Source organism: Bacillus sp. CZDM1, from assembly GCF_055502545.1.
Window position 1 is genome coordinate 208,232 of record NZ_JBUESO010000007.1, and the last position, 16,707, is coordinate 224,938.

Here is a 16,707-nt window from a genome sequence, read left to right on the forward strand (position 1 = left end):
ATTGCTGAGTAATGTTCTTCAATCGCTAGGGAGTAAACTAACTGTTGAAGCATATGCCATTTTCATCAACCCTCAGTTTACGTTATACCAAACTCCACCTGACCTGCCATTTATTTTGCCTACCCAGCTTGACCGCTTTATGAGCAAATTGGATCAAAAACCTTCACTGCTTAATCAGTCGCATAAAAATCTAGCAGACAAACTCATTTCATTGCACCAAACAGAATCTCCCTATACCCAATTACCCTCCTATGAGTATGATCAAGTTAGAAAAGGGCTGACATGCAAAAAATGCTATTCATTTTCAGTGTCGGTTCAGGGAAAGAAACTAGTGTGTCATACTTGCGGTTGCGAAGAAATGGTTACATCTGCTGTTTTGCGTATGGTTGTGGAATTTAAGTTGCTTTTTCCAGATAGAAAAATCACCACAAATGTAATTTATGACTGGTGCAGCGTGGTTGCTTCTAAAAAAACCATTAGCCGGACATTGGGAAAACATTTAAATATCAAAGGTGTTCATCAATGGACCTATTATGAATGGAAAGGGGATAAATGACAGAATAATAGACGAATCTTTCATTCTCTTGTTGAGATTTGTCCTTCTCTCTCTGATGAAAGACGAATCTCCTGCTTTCTTGATGAGATTTGTCCTTCATCCCCTCGATGAGAGACTAATCTTCTGGTCTCCTGATGAGATTTGTCCTTCATCCCCTCGATGAGAGACTAATCTTCTGGTCTCCTGATGAGATTTGTCCTTCATTCCCTTGATGAGAGACAAATCTTATGGTCTCCTGATGAGATTTGTCCTTCATACCATCGATGAGAGACTAATCTTCTGGTCTCCTGATGAGATTTGTCCTTCATACCCTCGATGAGAGACTAATCTTCTGGTCTCCTGATGAGATTTGTCCTTCATTCCCTTGATAAGAGACAAATCTTATGGTCTCCTGATGAGATTTGTCTCTCATAAGAAAATCCCCCAGTCACTAAACTAGAGGATTACTTTTTGATATCTCTTAAACCATTATTAATCTTCTCTACCGCTAGGTTTGCGGCTTCTTCGACATTTTTTCCTTGCAGCCCGACTTCTTCAAATAGATCCTTAACCGCTTCGCTGATGACTGGATAGGCTGGAGTTACTGGTCGATTTTTTGAGTAATTTTGGTCTTGTTGGACAAAGATATTTTTGGGATATTCATTAAGCTCAGGGAAGTCTTTTGCAACTGAATATCGTGCAGGTAAATCACCGGAAATTTCGACGAACAATTTCGAACCCTCATACCCTGTAGCGAATTTCACAAATTCCCAGGCCTCCTCTGGATGCTTGGTTTTCGATGAAATCCCCAGTGCCCAGCCTCCATTCGGGACAACTTGATGTTTCCCCTTCGGCAGGGGGGCGACCCCATAATCCTCTCCAAGCACAAAACCAGGTGTTTGTTGCAATTCCGATAACGCCCAAGAACCCAATACCGTCATCCCAAGCTTTTCTGTTTCAAAAGGAGCGGGAGGCATTTCAACTGCCGCTACCCCATGCTTACGATATAAATCTTGATAAAATTGCAGGGCTTCTAATGCTTCTGGAGAATTGAGATACCCCTCGGAGGTTGACCCATCTGGACTAATCACATCTGCTCCGAACTGCCAAAGGATCGGCATTTTAAAATAAGCTGGCCCTTCCCCAACATTAAAGCCTTGGGCAGGGTCAATCCCTATCACACCTTTTGAAGGATTGTTGATTTTTTTAGCAATTTCCAGTACTTCCTCCCACGTCATGGGATTGTTTGGATTTCCAGAAGGAAAGGGGATTCCGGCCTCCCTGAAAATATTCATATTGTAAAATAAAGCAATGCTCGATTCCACAATGGGGGCAAGGTAAATTTCATCCTTATAGATTAAACCCTTTAATACGCCTTCAGGTATATCGTCAATATTGCCTTCCTTTTTCATATAAGAATCAATCGATAATAGCGAACCAGAATTTGCATAAAGAGCCAGGTTCGGACTATCAATCGCCATAATATCCGGATGGTTTCCTGCAGCCAGTTCAGTACGAAGCCTTAATTCGTATTCACTTCCCCAGTGCATCGATTGCATATTAATCTTAATATTGGGGTGCGTTGCTTCAAAGGCAGCAACCATCTCTTCATAGGCATGATTAAACGCTGGATTCGTTAAATTTCGTAAAAAGGTCAGCTCGACTTGCATTATCGGTTTCTCCTTATCTGGACTTTTACCTGATAAAGAAAAAAAGGCTAATCCCGCTATACCAATAAGAATGATGAGTGTTAACCATTTCTTCACCAAATCTCCTCCTCCCTACCAAACCAGACTATTCCCCTATCGAGTTACGAAATTCTAAAGGTGTTTGTCCAACGTGTTTTTTAAATACCGTACTAAAATACCCTGAGTTTGAAAAACCAACTAAGTTACTGACATCAATGATTTTCAGCTGGTTATCTTTAAGTAATTGTTTTGCCTTATTCAACCTCAAATTTACCAGATAATCACTAAAGTTCTGGCCGACATGATGTTTGAATGTTTCCGATAAATGGGCACTATTAATGTGAAATAATGTAGACAAGGTGGTAAGGGAAATTTCACTTGCATAATGCTGGTCCAAATAATGGCGGATACTATCGATTAATTTCTTATTGGAAAATCGAGCAAGGCGAACTTTTTCAATGATTAATGAGGCTAATTGAATCAGGTCCTCTTTCACTTTATGTTGAGAATAGAGCTTCCATATATTTTGTTGGCAATTCCAAATCGTATTTTGAATATCTTTCGTCTCGACATCGTACTTTTTGGCTAATGAACCCAACATAAATAACACCTGGTTGGCAGCAAAAGAAAACGACATAACCGATCGTCCTTCAGACCCTTCAAGAACAATCTGTAGATTCTCTTTAAAGGCAGTAAAATCAACATTTTCAATGGAATTCGTTATCCGTCTCTCAAAATCCGGAGAAAAGTCAAACACTTCTTCGCTTGCAGTCGTTTGATCCATAATCTGTGACTTTGATCCAAGTTGACTTTGGCTCCACGCAAGTAAACTGGATATATACCCGCTCCTATATTCTGAAAGCCCATTCACAATCGTCCCTATACCAATGACCGTTTCTAATTTTAATAGCTTGTTAACGTTTTGTTGAATTTGCAAAACGAAAGGATTGGTCGTTGAAGAATGGGAATCAACTAGCTGTAAAAATTGAACCATATTGGGATAGCTAGGATCCGTAAACACATAGGTTGCATTCTGCTGTTGAGCGATTTCCTTACACAATATCTGAAATGGAATCCTTAGTTCCCCTAAACGAGCAGGATCGAGGCCATCTCTAATTTCCACCGTGAAAAACTGTACTTTTGCATTTTCATTTGCCAGTTCTTCGAGTTGAAGCTGCTGAAGTCTTTCAGTAACGATTGGAAGCTGTAATACTTCTTCTTTTGCTAAATGAAGGATAAATTGTTCCTGCATTTCTTGTAGATGAGAATGAACGAGTCTACTCATTTGCGCAATTTCTACTTGTTTTCTTCTTTCTTCTTCTACTTCTTTCCGAATCTTCCTCAATGCTTCTACTAATTCATCGGGGGCAACAGGTTTCAGTAAATAGTCTTTAACGCCTTGCTGCAGTGAATTTCGCACATAATCAAAATCGGAATAACCTGATAAAACGATGACCTTTACATGGGGAAAATCTTGGTGACAACGTTTTGCCAATTCTACTCCATCCATAATAGGCATTCTCATATCGGTAATGACTATATCGATATCCTTAGTTTGGATGATTTCAAGAGCTTCTTTTCCATTTGAAGCCTCTTCTACAAGTTGAAATCCCTCTTCTTCCCAGTCTACCTTTAAGCGTAATCCCCTTCGAATTTGAATCTCATCATCCGTGATTAACACCTTCATCCTGTCTATCCCCCCTTTTCAAATCAATCAGCAATGTGATTTTCGTGCCTTCATTTTTCGTGGATTCAATTCGATAGAAAAAGTCAGCTCCATAGGTAAGCTTTAATCGTCCAAGGACATTTCTTAGCCCAATGCTGTTTCCTTTGCTTTCCAATACGTGTATGGTTTCATCCGCTTGGGATTCTAAATCAGAAATGATTTCTTCAGACATCCCCATCCCTTTATCTGCCACTGACAGGGTAAGCTGACTTCCAATCACTTCCGTTTTTATTAAAATATCTGCAAACGGCTTTTCAGTGAAACTGTATTTCACAGCGTTTTCCACAAGTGGCTGTAAAATGAATTTTATTACGGGGATCGTTATGGTGTCAGGGTCTACATCCATTTGAATTGTGATGCTGTCCTCATATCTTAACTTTAATATGTTCGTGTAACTCTTGATATAATTTACTTCTTCGCCTAACGGTACAATATTGCTTTTTGTATTTAAAGAATATCTCAGCATTTTCCCTAAATAAATGCTTACATTCATGACCTCTTTATTTTTCTCTTGAAGTGCTAAACTTCCAATAATTTCAAGCGTGTTATTTAGAAAGTGAGGGTTGATTTGTAATAATAAGGCTTTATATTCCGCATCTTTCCGGCGCAAATTGGCTTCATATTCTGTTTCAATTAAATTCTGCAATTGATCAATCGTATGTTCCGTAACATTAATAAGGTAATCAACTTCATTATTCTGAGATTTAATGTGCGGCATAAAGCGTTTTGCCCCTGTAAAATCTCCCCGTTCGATAAATCCCATTGCTTTTGCAAGTTTTCCTAGAGGACTTGTAATATTGTTAGACATAATCACCGAAGCCACAATCGTGATGAAAAAAAGGACTGCACTCGTTATAAGAAGGTTTCGCTGTAAATGATTGGCCCTTGCGAATAAATCGGACTCTGTCACTTCACTGACTAGGATCCAATCCCCTACTGGCAGCTTTTGAAAGAAAACTAAATACTTCTCCTTCTGGTAAGAAGCTTCAATTAGCCCTTCTTGGTCATCGCTAGTGGTGATTTGCTTTAAACTTTGTTTCAGGATCGAATTCGGGGTCTTTATTTTCCCTGCCAAAATGTTCTCACCCTGCTGATTTAGCAAATAGGTATGCCCATTTTGCCCAATTGTTATTTTATTTAGGGCCGTTTCCAGTAAAGCAGAAGGAAAATTCACCTTAATGACCCCTGCAGATATCATCGTATTGGTATCAATGAGGGGCAAAATATAGCTATTGATCTTCTTTTGCTGCATTTCATGACTTTGCTGAAATGGATCTAAATGCGACTTAACATAGTCCTGATGATGTTGGGTAAAGTCCTGATACCAATCCGTTTCATGAAGTGAGGAATGAAGGCCCCAAGTACCGGTCCCATCATTAAGCAGCACCGAAATCGACATCGCATTAGAATTGTTAATCATGATTGAGGATAGTCCCTGTTTAAGTTGATTCATCCATACATCGATTTCTTCCTTCTCCGCACCTTGCCTATTTAATCGAATCCACTCCTGTGTGGTCTGATTAACAAGCACTTGCTTGCCCAAATCCTCTGCCTGTGTAGAGATGGAATCAACATAAAGCGAAAACTGATCCATCATTTCTATGGTCAACTCTTGAGTCTGTTCTCGAATAACAGATGTAAAAAAGCTAGGAATAATCAATGATAGTATAATAAAGGGAATGGTTAACAAACAGGTAAAAATAAGTAATAAGCGATTGCGTAATGAAAAAAGCATGTTACCCCCTTCAGGGAAAACCCTTACAATTTTTCGTATATTGGAATAATCTATTATAGCACTTTCCTATTACTCGACTCTAGCACTTGGGAAAATGCAGCGATTCGTAAATTTTGATACTAACCTGCTAATGTGTCAAAATAAGAAATGATATACATAGTGTTCATGAGAGTGGAAAATTTCCCAAAATGGAGGTCATGATGATGAGAACAATGAAACTAGGAAGCAGCACATTAGATGTGCCGGTTGTAGCAGTTGGCTGCATGCGCATGAAATCATTAGAAAAGAAGGAAGCGGAGATTTTTATCCAAAATGCTTTAGAGCAAGGAGCAAATTTTTTCGACCATGCTGATATTTACGGGGATGGAACATCAGAGGAAATTTTCGCCGATGCCATTCATATGAATGCTGACATCCGTGAAAAAATCATCCTCCAATCAAAATGCGGCATTCGCAAAGGAATGTTCGATTTTTCAAAGGAACATATATTAAATTCCGTCGATGGGATTTTGAAAAGGTTGAACACCGAATATCTGGATACGCTGCTCCTTCACCGTCCGGATGCTCTAATGGAGCCTGAGGAAGTAGCAGAGGCATTCGATATCCTGGAGAGTACAGGAAAAGTACGCCATTTTGGTGTTTCCAACCAAAACCCGATGCAAATTCAATTGCTGCAGAAATATGTGAAGCAGCCAATTGTAGCCAACCAGCTGCAATTGAGTATCACAAACACCAATATGATTTCCAATGGATTGAACGTGAACATGGAGAACGAATCAGCAATTAATCGCGATGGAAGTGTGCTTGATTTTTGCAGACTGAACGACATTACCATTCAGCCATGGTCACCTTTCCAATATGGATTCTTTGAAGGTGTTTTTCTAGGAAACGAGAAGTTTCCAGAATTGAATCAAAAGATTGATGAAATCGCTGCTAAGTATGAGGTCAGCAATACCACCATCGCCATCGCGTGGCTGCTGCGTCATCCAGCCAAAATGCAGCCCGTTATTGGAACGATGAATGTGGACAGGTTGAAGGATTGCTGCAAAGCAAGTGAAATTCATCTGACCCGCGAAGAGTGGTACGATATCTTTCGTGCTGCTGGAAACATCCTGCCATAGTATTAAGCAAAGGAGTGCCGTTATAGGCACTCCCTTCTATTTTGTGTTGATATAACAAAAGGGTTTAACCCTTATTCATCATCAACCTCGCCATCGCCAATTTCATCCTCTTCCTCTACATCCTCAATCTTTTCCCCTTCTTCAGGTTCCTCATCATTGCCACAACCCGTTATAGTGAAAAGAGAAAAGCCTAAAAGTAACATCATCAATAACCTTTTCATCTTCATTCCAATCAAACCTCCTTTATTCATAGCCTTTCCAGTTCAAACAGCATTATGAATAAAACAAAAATTCGGTGCCTGTCACCATTTATACATCACTGTATAATTGTTTTCTATTCTTCTTCTGCCGCTTCTTCACCTGTTTCTTCTTCCTCTACCACTTCTTCTGTTCCTTCTTCTTGTTCTTTTTCTGTTTTTATTCTGGTAATTTCTTCGTTTAGTTGGTCAAATGCATTCAGTCTATGGTTGGCGCTTGCCAGTAAGTCATCAATGATTACAATGAATTTTTCATAGGGCACACCGTTTTCGCTGCATCCGGTAATCATTTTGAGCAAGTCTTTTTCATATAGATGATAGCGTTCTTTAAAGGTTTTTGAATCCATCGTTAAAAAATACTCATCATCGACGACGAATTCGTTAAACACTTTTTTCGTTAAACGCCTTTTGGTGACTTCTATATCTTGTTTGTCCTTTTCATTGTCGTAGTGGGCTTCATCCTCATACTCAGAACAAAGCGTATCATAGATCTTCTCCAGCAGCTCGGTCGGATTTAAATACTTTAATTCTTCCATAAAATCCCTCCCTTTATTATATTTGCCCAAACAAAAAAAGCACACGCAGGCTGCGTGCACTTTTTTTCGAAAAATGATTATACCAATACGCCTTCTTGATACTTTTTCGTAAGGGTTGGCCAGTATTCTTTATTGGCTACGATTAAATCATCGAGAATTTTCTTAGCTACAATCGCAGATGGAATCGTTCTATTTAGCGTGAATGCTTGTAATGCTTTTTCATAAGAACCTTCTGTGATTGCTTCTACTAAAATCTTCTCTGAAGCAAGCTGAGTATCAATCATCGCTTTGTGGAAGTATGGAATTTCTCCAACATATTCAGGTACTGGACCTTTGCTCGTGATTAACGCCGGAACTTCGATCATCGCATCTGCTGGCAGGTTAGGAATCGTTCCATTATTCTCAACCATAACTAGATAGCGTTTTGCTAGATTCTGTGCGATAGAAACTGTTACATCGACGATAAATACTCCATGAACACCCACGTGAAACGCATCATCTAAGACACCTGTTTCTTCAAATTTCCTCACTGTTTCAAATAATGACTTCTCACGGCCATCCATCACTTCATTCGCACGAGTATATTCTTTATTAGAATTCTCGACAATGTAGTCTGGCAGTAAATAATATTGCAAATACAGATTTGGGATATAATCTGGGAAGAAATCCATAATTGGCTTAATATTTTTAAACGTTTTAATCCAAGAAGGATCTGCATGACGGTAGTCAATTTTCGAGATATCTTCTGTTAATAACCCCCACTTACTAATGTGATCGCGAAGTTCTGGCAGGCGATCAACACCAGCCACCTCTACTTTTGTGAACCAGCCAAAGTGATTTAAGCCGAAGTAGTCGACCACTAGGTCTTCACGATTGACGCCAAGGATACCAGCCATGTTACGCATCGTTGCTACAGGCATATCTTGATGACTTTCGCATTTGGACGAAGCTTGCGGACACCTTCTGCTACGATGGATGCAGGGTTTGAGTAGTTCACAATCCAGCAAGATTCTTTTGCATATTTTTCAACAAAATCAATTAATTCAACCATTGGAAAAATCGTTCTTAGTCCATACGCTAGACCACCAGGACCGCATGTTTCTTGACCTACTACACTATATAAAAGAGGAATTTTTTCATCAAGCTCTCTCATGGCATATTTACCCACACGCATTTGGGCAAACACAAAGTCTACATCATCAAATGCTGTTTCTGGATCCGTTGTATCAATCACTTTAATGGAATCAGTGTATTCCGCAATTACGGTCTTCGCTGCTACAACTACCTTCGATTGACGTTCCCCATCAACTAAAACCGAGCTTTTTGTAAACCCGAATTATCGAAGTCGTCGAAACAAAAAGATCATCGCCCGCTTTACGAATACTTAACTGTTGGTTTTCAAACTTTTTTTGAATCAGATAGAACAAGATATCCTTTTCCGATTGATTCAAATCCTTATCATGTATATAATCTAAAAAAATCTTCTCTGACTTTTCCATTTTGCAACCTCATGCCTTTACGATTTCTTATTAGTATAACTCCTAGTTCTTTTCCCATTACATGGACGTCGTCACGCGAAAAAAAGAATCCTAATCGGATTATAGATAGGATTCTTATTTATGATACTTTATTTGCTACGATTGTCACTAATCTACTTAGTAAAATCGTACCAATCATTATATTAATGTAAAGTAAGTTTTTCTTCATTTTTTTCTTGCGCATTGATTCTTCTGGTGTCATCCACATACTTTTCGCATTGATTGGCTACCCGTTTACTATTCCTATCTAATTTGGGTCGCCTATAGACTCCTTTATCCAGGTTCGTAAAAACAATGAGAATTCAACTTTATTATAACATCACAGGAAAGCTGCTTAATCGATCTTCCATTTGTTTTCTAGCATCGTTCATCATTCCATCAAGCAGTTCTTTCACGGTTGGAATATGTTCAATGAGTCCGGCCACCTGCCCGCTATTCATGAAACCATTCTCAACATCCCCCTGGATTGCACCAGCAATGTGGTGGTCCTCTGATGTCATGTCACGGTATTGTTCCGAGGCCAATCCGCTTTGTTCCAAATCAATAATGCGAGCAGCATATGGTGCTTTTAAAACCCGTCTTACTTGTCCTACTGAACGTCCTAAAATAACGGTTTCGGTATCTCCTGCATCAAGTAGCCTTTGCTTATATAATGAATGAAAGGGTGCTTCTTTCGTTGCAATCAAGCGGGTGCCTAACTGTACGCCGGCGGCACCGAGCATTAAAGCTGCAGCCAGACCTTGACCATCTCCAATGCCACCCGCAGCCACAACCGGTATTGTGACATGGCGGCTTATTTGTGGTATGAGCGTAAATGTGGTTAATTCCAGACTTGAATTAATACCGGCAGCCTCAAACCCTTCTGCCACCAGTACATCTGCCCCTGCAGCTTCTGCCTTTTGAGCATGTTTCACCGATGCAACAACCACAATTACTTTTATGCCTCTTTCATGTAAGAGTGGAATAAAAGGAGCAGGATTACCAGCCGATAATGATACAATCGGTATTTTATGCTTTAACACCAGTTGAATCATTTCTTTTGTATAAGGACTAACATTAATTGGTATATTCAACGCAAAACTGTTATGCGTTTTGTCTTTAGTTTCAAGAATAATGGCTTCGACCTGCCCAGGAGTCATCGTTCCACAACCTATCGTGCCAAGACCTCCAGCTTTAGATACAGCAGCCGTAAGCTGTGCATTACTTATATTCCCCATTCCCCCCTGAATGATTGGATAATGAATAGAAAAAAGTTCGCAAATATATTTCATTTTTTCAACCCCCTATTAATTTCATGTTATACTATAATCAATAGAAAAACAATTCTGATTTTTTAAAAGGAGCGAAAAAAATGATTATCCCTTTCAATGGCATAACCCCTTCCATTCATAAAACAGTTTTCGTGGCACCTGGCGCTTACTTAATTGGCGATATTACGATTAAAGAAGAATCTTCCATCTGGTTTAATGCTGTGTTACGAGGGGATGAGGATTCTATTATCATTGGCGCAAAGTGCAGTATTCAAGATAACTCCACCATTCATTTATTCGAAGGATGTCCTGTTATCATTGAAGATGAAGTTACAGTGGGACACAACGTTATTTTGCACGGCTGCAAAGTAGGGAAACGTTCCATTATCGGTATGGGCTCTACCATATTAGACAATGTAGAAATCGGAGAAGAATGCATTATTGGCGCGAACACACTGATCGCCGCGGGCAAAAAGATACCGCCTCGCTCACTTGTCGTTGGTTCGCCGGGAAAAGTCGTCCGGGAGTTAACCGATAAAGACCTAGAACTTATTCGCCTATCTACTGATTCATATGTACAAAAAGGACGGGAATTTAAAGAGATCCTTAAATAAATAATTTAAGGGCCGTATACTGTTGGTTTTTAGAAAGTGAAAAACTGCGCCGGATTTCGAATCTACATCACAAAAAGCTGCCGCAAAAGTCTTCCATTAATGACTTTTGCGGCAGCTTTTATTTTTTTGAATGAATAATTAACGGATGATTTTTCGCGTCATAGGAATGATCCTTTCTGCGTAAATCATTATCCGCTTCAAAGACATTTTCAAAAAACCTGCTGGCTGGTTCCGCTAAAAGTTTATAATACTGACTAAAAAGCAGTGCCGCATGATTACCACTCCACTTTGGCGGCAAAAGTTCCTTCGGCAGACCTGGATCAATGAACAGAAATTTTCTGTATTCATGAACTAGATTTGTTCTCTCCACAAAGCACTCTGAGTCGGACATTTCTCCTTTGCTTAGCACACTTTGATGTACAATGAATTGCTTACTGTACTTTGAGATGAACTCCTCATACTTATTCTCGATTTCCTCAAGCGGCCAGCTTTTTTCCACAAGCGATTGACTATCTTTTGGCCCTTTATAGTCCGAGACGAAGAAATCAACGTAATCACTAATATCGTATTTTTCGATTAAAAGATTCACTTCTTTTTCAAGGTTATTCGGTGAAATCCAGCAGGCATTAGCGAAACTGCCAAATCCACTCCACAAAAGTTCCTGTCGAAGCTCATCACGAATCTGTCGTATTTCTTCTGGAATCGAATACATTAAAATACGCCATTTTCTGTCCCAATCATGCGGGTTCAGTTTAAAAATCCGGTTGGCGGCCTCATCCATCCGGGAAACACCTCGTTCTGTCAAAAAGTAAAAACTTTTGTTTCCCTGCTTTTCCGACTGAATCCACCCTTGCTTCACCATTCGGGAAACCGCGACACGAACGCCCTGCTCATTATGCCCAAACTCTTTCAATAAACGAACTAAGCTGCCAATCCATATTTTGTTTCCATAATGACGTAAATAATCTCCATAAATGGTGAAAATCATCGATTGTGTGTTTGCACCCATAACCTCTTCACTCTTTCTATTTCCCTGTCCCTTACATATTTTGAACGAGACGTTTTTTTCTATTATATCATAAACGTCAATTTTATCTCCCTAAAAATTGAGGTTTTCTCCGCTCACTAAACGCATTGAGCGCCTCGATCCGGTCTTCCGTTGGAATCGTCAGTTCATACGCTTTCGCTTCAATGGCAAGCCCCGTTTGTAAATCTGTGTTCATTCCCTGAATGATCGCATATTTCGCCTGTTTTAACGCAACAGGACCATTTTTCATCATGTTTTCAGCAAATTGTTTGCACACTTCAGAAAGCACATCATGTGGCACCACTTTTAATACAATACCAAGGTCGAGCGCCTCCTCTGATGAGATTTTTTTCGCCGTTAAAATTAATTCTTTGGCCTTCATTTCACCAATCAGTCGTGGAAGACGCTGTGTTCCACCTGCACCTGGAATGATTGCCCAGCTCGTTTCGGTTAACCCCATGGATACACCTTGTGCCGCAATCGTAAAGTCACACGACAGCAGCCACTCAAATCCTCCGCCCAGCGCGTAACCATTAACCGCTGCGATTGTCGGCTGTGGCAAGCTGGCAATACTATTAAACACATCCCGAATCGCTTTCACATTTCTTCTTACCTGTGCCTCATTCAATGTTTTTCTTTCTTTCAAATCAGCACCGGCACTAAATGCTTTCTTACCGGCTCCTGTAAAAATAACAACTCGTACCTCAGGATTAACATGAATAGAATCAACAGCCTCATGCAGTTCACGAAGTGTATCATAGTTAAAACAATTTAATACGTCCGGTCGGTTTACTGTTACATATCCAATATGATCTATCACTTCATATAATACATTTTCCATGACATTTTCCCTCTCTTTTTTTAAAAATAAAGGCCATCTCTCTTATTCGAGACAGCCTTTGTAATTCCTACTCTATATTTTCAATAATCGCCGCTATCCCCTGACCGACACCTACACACATTGTAGCCAGTCCATATTGAACATTTTGTTTTTTCATTTCATATAGAAGCGTCGTCAAAATACGGGCTCCACTTGCACCAAGTGGATGTCCGAACGCAATAGCACCGCCGTTTACATTGACCTTTTCCTGATCAAACTCAAGCTGGCGTATACATTCTAACGACTGTGATGCAAAAGCTTCATTTAGTTCTACAAGACCGATATCGTTTACCGCTAAGTTTGCCCGATTAAGCGCTTTTCTCGTTGCATAAATTGGACCGAGGCCCATAACAGCAGGCTCAAGACCGGCAACCGCTCCAACCACATATTTTGCAAGGGGCTTCAAACCAAGTTCTTTTGCCTTATCTGCACTCATTAATAATAAAGCGGATGCACCGTCATTTACTCCTGATGCATTACCAGCTGTTACAGTCCCGCCTTTAAAAATCGGACGCAGTTTAGCAAGTTTTTCAATCGTTGTATCTGGACGTGGATGCTCATCTTGATCGAAGACAACTTCGTTTCCTTTCCGATCATGAAAACGAACTGGTACAATTTCTTCCGCAAAACGATTGGATTCCATTGCTCTTTTTGCCCGCAGCTGACTTTGAAGTGCAAACTGATCCTGATCTTCCCGTGAAATCGAGTAGCGTTGTGCAACATTTTCAGCTGTCTGGGGCATGGAATCTGCTCCATACATCTCTTCTAGCTTTTTATTCGTAAATCGCCATCCAATCGTTGTATCCTGAAGCTCCATCGATCCCCGAGGGAAGTCACTCTCAGGTTTGGCCATGACGTATGGTGCTCTTGTCATACTTTCCGTTCCCCCTGCGATGTAAATATCGCCTTCCCCTACAGCTATAGATCGTGCAGCATACATAACCGCATCAAGTCCTGATCCGCACAAACGATTAATAGTTGTTCCACCTACGTTCACTGGAAGGCCAGCTAAAAGTGCGGACATTCTCGCTACATCTCGGTTATCCTCTCCTGCCTGATTCGCATTTCCGAAGATGACATCTTCAATTTGTTCCGGCGGCAGCCCTGGATTCCGCTCTGTCAGCGCTTTAATTACAATTGCTCCGAGATCATCTGGACGTACACTTTTTAACGCTCCTTTATACTTCCCGATAGGTGTTCTCACAGCATCAACAATTACAACGTCCCTCATTTTCCCACCAGCTCTTCAATTTTTGTATAGTCGTACACACCTTTACCAGACTTGCGGCCCAGCCTTCCTGCTTTTACATACTGTTCAAGAAGTGGCGCCGGACGGTATTTTTCACCAAGTTTTTCATGTAAATATTTTAAATTATTTAATCGGGCATCTAGTCCTACTAAATCCCCCAGCTCAAATGGACCCATCGGATAATTCAATCCTAGCTTGATTGCTTTATCAATTTCTTCAGGTGTTCCTAACCCTTCTTGAAGCATATAGAACGCTTCATTCCCAACCAGGCAGCTGATTCGGCTTGTTACAAAACCAGGAAATTCGTTAATAACCACTGTCTCTTTCCCCATTTTCTCAGCGACCTGTTTTATGACTGTTGCTGTTTCATCACTCGTTTCGAGGCCGCGTACAATTTCGACCAGCGGCATTTTCTGTACAGGATTGAAAAAATGCATCGCAATCGTTTTTTCAGGACGCTTCCCATAAGAACCAATTTCTGTCGGGCTCATAGTGGAAGTATTCGTCGCAAAGTAGCAGTGTTCTTGTGCATGTTCTTCAATTGTTTCAAAAACAGCCTTTTTAATTTCTGCACGCTCTGGTACGGCCTCTATGATTAAATCAGCTTTAAAAGCAGCTTCTTTTAAATTGGAAGAATATAATAATCGATTTTTAGCGGCATCCGCTTCTTCAGAAGTGATTTTTCCGTAACGTACACCTTTTTCAAAAATAATATCAATCTCTTTTTGCGCGCTGTCTAATGCAGATGGATTCACATCTACTAATGTGACGTCAAATCCTCCGGTTGCTCCTACATAGGCGATCCCTCTTCCCATTACTCCGGAGCCTACGACTACTATGTTTGTAATCATTTAACTTTCTCCTTCCAAATAATAGAGGCTGGCTGCGATAAAATCAGATTACCATCCAGCTATACCCGAATGATTTTTCTGAAATATTTTCAGCCAGCCTTTATTCAATATTTTTTAGCGCTATTTACTGTCTATCAGCAGCAGGCCCCCTGATAGAAGTTTTACATTATTAAATGCCAAAAGGATTTAATGGGCGGCTGCCATAATAGGAAATAAAACTTTTCGTTTCAGTATAAAGATCTAACGTCTCAATACAAAGCTCCCGTCCGAACCCTGATTGTTTGTAACCGCCGAAAGGTGTTCCTGGGAAAGCTGAGAATGGGCAGTTTACCATGACAATCCCTGCTTGAATTTGGTTACCCACACGAGTTGCACGGGCACCATCTTTCGTCCAAAGGGCTAAACCAAGACCGAACTCTGTATCATTTGCTAGTTTAATAGCTTCCTTTTCATCTTTAAACTTCATAATCACGACAACTGGTCCAAAGATTTCTTCTTTTACTACTTTCATATTGTGATTCACATTACCAATAACCGTCGGCTCATACCAATAACCGCCTTCGAATCCTTCAACTACTGCCGGCTTTCCACCTGCTAAGATTTTAGCTCCATCTGCAATAGCTGATTGAACATAGCTATCGACAACATCTAATTGACCTTGATCAATAACGGATCCAACATGTGTTTCTTTATCTAATGGATTTCCTAATTTAAGCTTTTTCGTTTTTTCTACGAATCTAGTAACAAATTCATCATAGATATCCTCGTGTACGTATAAGCGGGATCTCGCCTCACAAGATTGTCCTGTATTATAGAAAATACCAAATAGTGACCCGTCTATCGCAGCTTCAATATCAGCATCTTCGAATACGATATTCGGAGATTTCCCGCCAAGCTCCAATGTTACACGCTTTAATGTTTTAGAAGCCTTGCCCATGATATCTCTGCCAATTGGCGTAGAACCTGTGAAAGCTACTTTATTTACATTCGGATGTTCAACAAGATAATTTCCAACGTCAGAACCAGAACCAGGAATAATATTAACAACTCCCGCCGGAACTCCTGCTTCAATACAAATTTCCCCTAAAACAATGGCCGTTAACGGTGTTAACGAAGCTGGTTTTACAATGACAGAACATCCAACCGCGATTGCGGGTGCAATCTTCCAGGCCGCCATACTCAATGGATAGTTCCAAGGAATAATTTGTGCACATACACCTACAGGTTCTTTCTCTGTATAGTTTTGGAATTGACCAGGCATATTATTTACGGAGCCGCTATGTCCTACAATGGCACCTGCATAAAATTCAAAAACTTCTACTGCTTGCATAACCTGACCTTGTGCAGCTGAAATAGATTTACCGCTATTTAATACTTCCAATTCAACTAATTCATTAAAACGGGAACGCATAATTGCTGCAATTTTATTTAAAATACGAGAGCGTTTATTAATGGGGAATCTTTTCCATTTTCCATTTTCGAATGCCGCAAGAGCTGCTTGTACCGCTCTTTCTGCATCTTCTTGTGTAGCTTTTGCAACCTTGGCAAAGATTTCACCAGTGGCAGGATTGTAAGCATCGATCGTCGCTCCATTAGAGCTTTCAACTTTTTCGCCATTAATAACTAGATGGTAATAATCACGCTTCATTTCTACTTTTTCAAATATTGGTGCTTCTTGTACTTTTACCATTTAACCCCAC

17 protein-coding genes are annotated in these 16,707 nt (G+C 40.2%); 3 read left to right on the forward strand and 14 right to left on the reverse strand.

Annotated elements, in window-relative coordinates; genetic code table 11:
* The first annotated feature begins 1 nt into the window (after position 1).
* Positions 2–556, forward strand: coding sequence for a hypothetical protein (locus ACY3XC_RS17575; RefSeq protein ID WP_464869699.1), 555 nt, complete (start codon positions 2–4; stop codon positions 554–556).
* A gap of 443 nt (positions 557–999) precedes the next feature.
* On the opposite strand, the gene ACY3XC_RS17580 is transcribed toward ACY3XC_RS17575, so the two are convergent.
* The 3 genes from ACY3XC_RS17580 to ACY3XC_RS17590 are packed head-to-tail and all read right to left on the reverse strand — an operon-like array spanning position 1,000 to position 5,684.
* Entirely contained in the window at positions 1,000–2,301 is a 1,302-nt protein-coding gene (locus tag ACY3XC_RS17580) for an ABC transporter substrate-binding protein (protein ID WP_464869700.1), read from the reverse strand.
* 28 nt (positions 2,302–2,329) lie between these two features.
* Complete coding sequence (locus tag ACY3XC_RS17585; protein WP_464869701.1) at positions 2,330–3,910, reverse strand: response regulator transcription factor; 1,581 nt, start codon at positions 3,908–3,910, stop codon at positions 2,330–2,332.
* A complete protein-coding gene (locus ACY3XC_RS17590; RefSeq protein ID WP_464869702.1) occupies positions 3,888–5,684 on the reverse strand; it encodes a cache domain-containing sensor histidine kinase in 1,797 nt (598 codons plus the stop codon). The genes ACY3XC_RS17585 and ACY3XC_RS17590 overlap by 23 nt, the downstream gene beginning before the upstream one ends.
* A 203-nt stretch (positions 5,685–5,887) precedes the next feature.
* Between ACY3XC_RS17590 and ACY3XC_RS17595 the strand changes: the two genes are divergently transcribed.
* Positions 5,888–6,805: an aldo/keto reductase gene (locus ACY3XC_RS17595; RefSeq protein WP_464869703.1), complete on the forward strand. Its 918-nt coding sequence runs from the start codon at positions 5,888–5,890 to the stop codon at positions 6,803–6,805.
* Between the two features lie 71 nt (positions 6,806–6,876).
* Here ACY3XC_RS17595 and ACY3XC_RS17600 read toward each other — a convergent pair whose 3' ends face one another.
* From ACY3XC_RS17600 to ACY3XC_RS17625, 6 genes are all read right to left on the reverse strand, one after another.
* Positions 6,877–7,032, reverse strand: a complete 156-nt coding sequence (locus ACY3XC_RS17600; RefSeq protein WP_464869705.1) for a hypothetical protein — start codon at positions 7,030–7,032, stop codon at positions 6,877–6,879.
* Positions 7,033–7,139: 107 nt separating this feature from the next.
* Complete coding sequence (locus ACY3XC_RS17605) at positions 7,140–7,598, reverse strand: hypothetical protein (protein ID WP_464869706.1); 459 nt, start codon at positions 7,596–7,598, stop codon at positions 7,140–7,142.
* Positions 7,599–7,675: 77 nt separating this feature from the next.
* A complete protein-coding gene (locus ACY3XC_RS17610) occupies positions 7,676–8,518 on the reverse strand; it encodes a family 4 glycosyl hydrolase (RefSeq protein ID WP_464869707.1) in 843 nt (280 codons plus the stop codon).
* A complete protein-coding gene (locus ACY3XC_RS17615) occupies positions 8,509–8,859 on the reverse strand; it encodes a family 4 glycosyl hydrolase (protein WP_464869783.1) in 351 nt (116 codons plus the stop codon). The genes ACY3XC_RS17610 and ACY3XC_RS17615 overlap by 10 nt, the downstream gene beginning before the upstream one ends.
* 43 nt (positions 8,860–8,902) lie before the next feature.
* Complete coding sequence (locus tag ACY3XC_RS17620) at positions 8,903–9,097, reverse strand: hypothetical protein (RefSeq protein WP_464869708.1); 195 nt, start codon at positions 9,095–9,097, stop codon at positions 8,903–8,905.
* A 350-nt stretch (positions 9,098–9,447) separates the two neighbouring features.
* Entirely contained in the window at positions 9,448–10,407 is a 960-nt protein-coding gene (locus ACY3XC_RS17625) for an NAD(P)H-dependent flavin oxidoreductase (protein ID WP_464869709.1), read from the reverse strand.
* 80 nt (positions 10,408–10,487) lie between these two features.
* On the opposite strand from ACY3XC_RS17625, the gene ACY3XC_RS17630 reads away from it, so the two are divergent.
* Positions 10,488–11,000: a gamma carbonic anhydrase family protein gene (locus ACY3XC_RS17630; RefSeq protein WP_402617553.1), complete on the forward strand. Its 513-nt coding sequence runs from the start codon at positions 10,488–10,490 to the stop codon at positions 10,998–11,000.
* 118 nt (positions 11,001–11,118) lie between these two features.
* Here the strand turns inward: ACY3XC_RS17630 and paaX are convergent, their stop codons facing one another.
* From paaX to ACY3XC_RS17655, 5 genes are all read right to left on the reverse strand, one after another.
* A complete protein-coding gene (paaX, locus tag ACY3XC_RS17635) occupies positions 11,119–12,009 on the reverse strand; it encodes a phenylacetic acid degradation operon negative regulatory protein PaaX (RefSeq protein WP_464869710.1) in 891 nt (296 codons plus the stop codon).
* Positions 12,010–12,091: 82 nt separating this feature from the next.
* Positions 12,092–12,868: an enoyl-CoA hydratase-related protein gene (locus ACY3XC_RS17640; protein ID WP_464869711.1), complete on the reverse strand. Its 777-nt coding sequence runs from the start codon at positions 12,866–12,868 to the stop codon at positions 12,092–12,094.
* 67 nt (positions 12,869–12,935) lie between these two features.
* A complete protein-coding gene (locus ACY3XC_RS17645) occupies positions 12,936–14,138 on the reverse strand; it encodes a thiolase family protein (protein WP_464869712.1) in 1,203 nt (400 codons plus the stop codon).
* Positions 14,135–15,007: a 3-hydroxyacyl-CoA dehydrogenase gene (locus ACY3XC_RS17650; RefSeq protein ID WP_464869713.1), complete on the reverse strand. Its 873-nt coding sequence runs from the start codon at positions 15,005–15,007 to the stop codon at positions 14,135–14,137. The genes ACY3XC_RS17645 and ACY3XC_RS17650 overlap by 4 nt, the downstream gene beginning before the upstream one ends.
* 169 nt (positions 15,008–15,176) lie before the next feature.
* Positions 15,177–16,697, reverse strand: a complete 1,521-nt coding sequence (locus ACY3XC_RS17655; protein WP_464869714.1) for an aldehyde dehydrogenase family protein — start codon at positions 16,695–16,697, stop codon at positions 15,177–15,179.
* Positions 16,698–16,707: the final 10 nt, after the last annotated feature.

Coding starts and splice junctions, on each gene's coding strand:
- ACY3XC_RS17585 (WP_464869701.1), bottom strand. CDS start 3,910: ATGAAGGTGTTAATCACGGATGATGAGATTCAAATTCGAAGGGGATTA.
- ACY3XC_RS17590 (WP_464869702.1), bottom strand. CDS start 5,684: ATGCTTTTTTCATTACGCAATCGCTTATTACTTATTTTTACCTGTTTG.
- ACY3XC_RS17595 (WP_464869703.1), top strand. CDS start 5,888: ATGAGAACAATGAAACTAGGAAGCAGCACATTAGATGTGCCGGTTGTA.
- ACY3XC_RS17600 (WP_464869705.1), bottom strand. CDS start 7,032: ATGAAGATGAAAAGGTTATTGATGATGTTACTTTTAGGCTTTTCTCTT.
- ACY3XC_RS17605 (WP_464869706.1), bottom strand. CDS start 7,598: ATGGAAGAATTAAAGTATTTAAATCCGACCGAGCTGCTGGAGAAGATC.
- ACY3XC_RS17610 (WP_464869707.1), bottom strand. CDS start 8,518: ATGCCTGTAGCAACGATGCGTAACATGGCTGGTATCCTTGGCGTCAAT.
- ACY3XC_RS17620 (WP_464869708.1), bottom strand. CDS start 9,097: ATGGAAAAGTCAGAGAAGATTTTTTTAGATTATATACATGATAAGGAT.
- ACY3XC_RS17625 (WP_464869709.1), bottom strand. CDS start 10,407: ATGAAATATATTTGCGAACTTTTTTCTATTCATTATCCAATCATTCAG.
- ACY3XC_RS17630 (WP_402617553.1), top strand. CDS start 10,488: ATGATTATCCCTTTCAATGGCATAACCCCTTCCATTCATAAAACAGTT.
- paaX (WP_464869710.1), bottom strand. CDS start 12,009: ATGGGTGCAAACACACAATCGATGATTTTCACCATTTATGGAGATTAT.
- ACY3XC_RS17640 (WP_464869711.1), bottom strand. CDS start 12,868: ATGGAAAATGTATTATATGAAGTGATAGATCATATTGGATATGTAACA.
- ACY3XC_RS17645 (WP_464869712.1), bottom strand. CDS start 14,138: ATGAGGGACGTTGTAATTGTTGATGCTGTGAGAACACCTATCGGGAAG.
- ACY3XC_RS17650 (WP_464869713.1), bottom strand. CDS start 15,007: ATGATTACAAACATAGTAGTCGTAGGCTCCGGAGTAATGGGAAGAGGG.
- ACY3XC_RS17655 (WP_464869714.1), bottom strand. CDS start 16,697: ATGGTAAAAGTACAAGAAGCACCAATATTTGAAAAAGTAGAAATGAAG.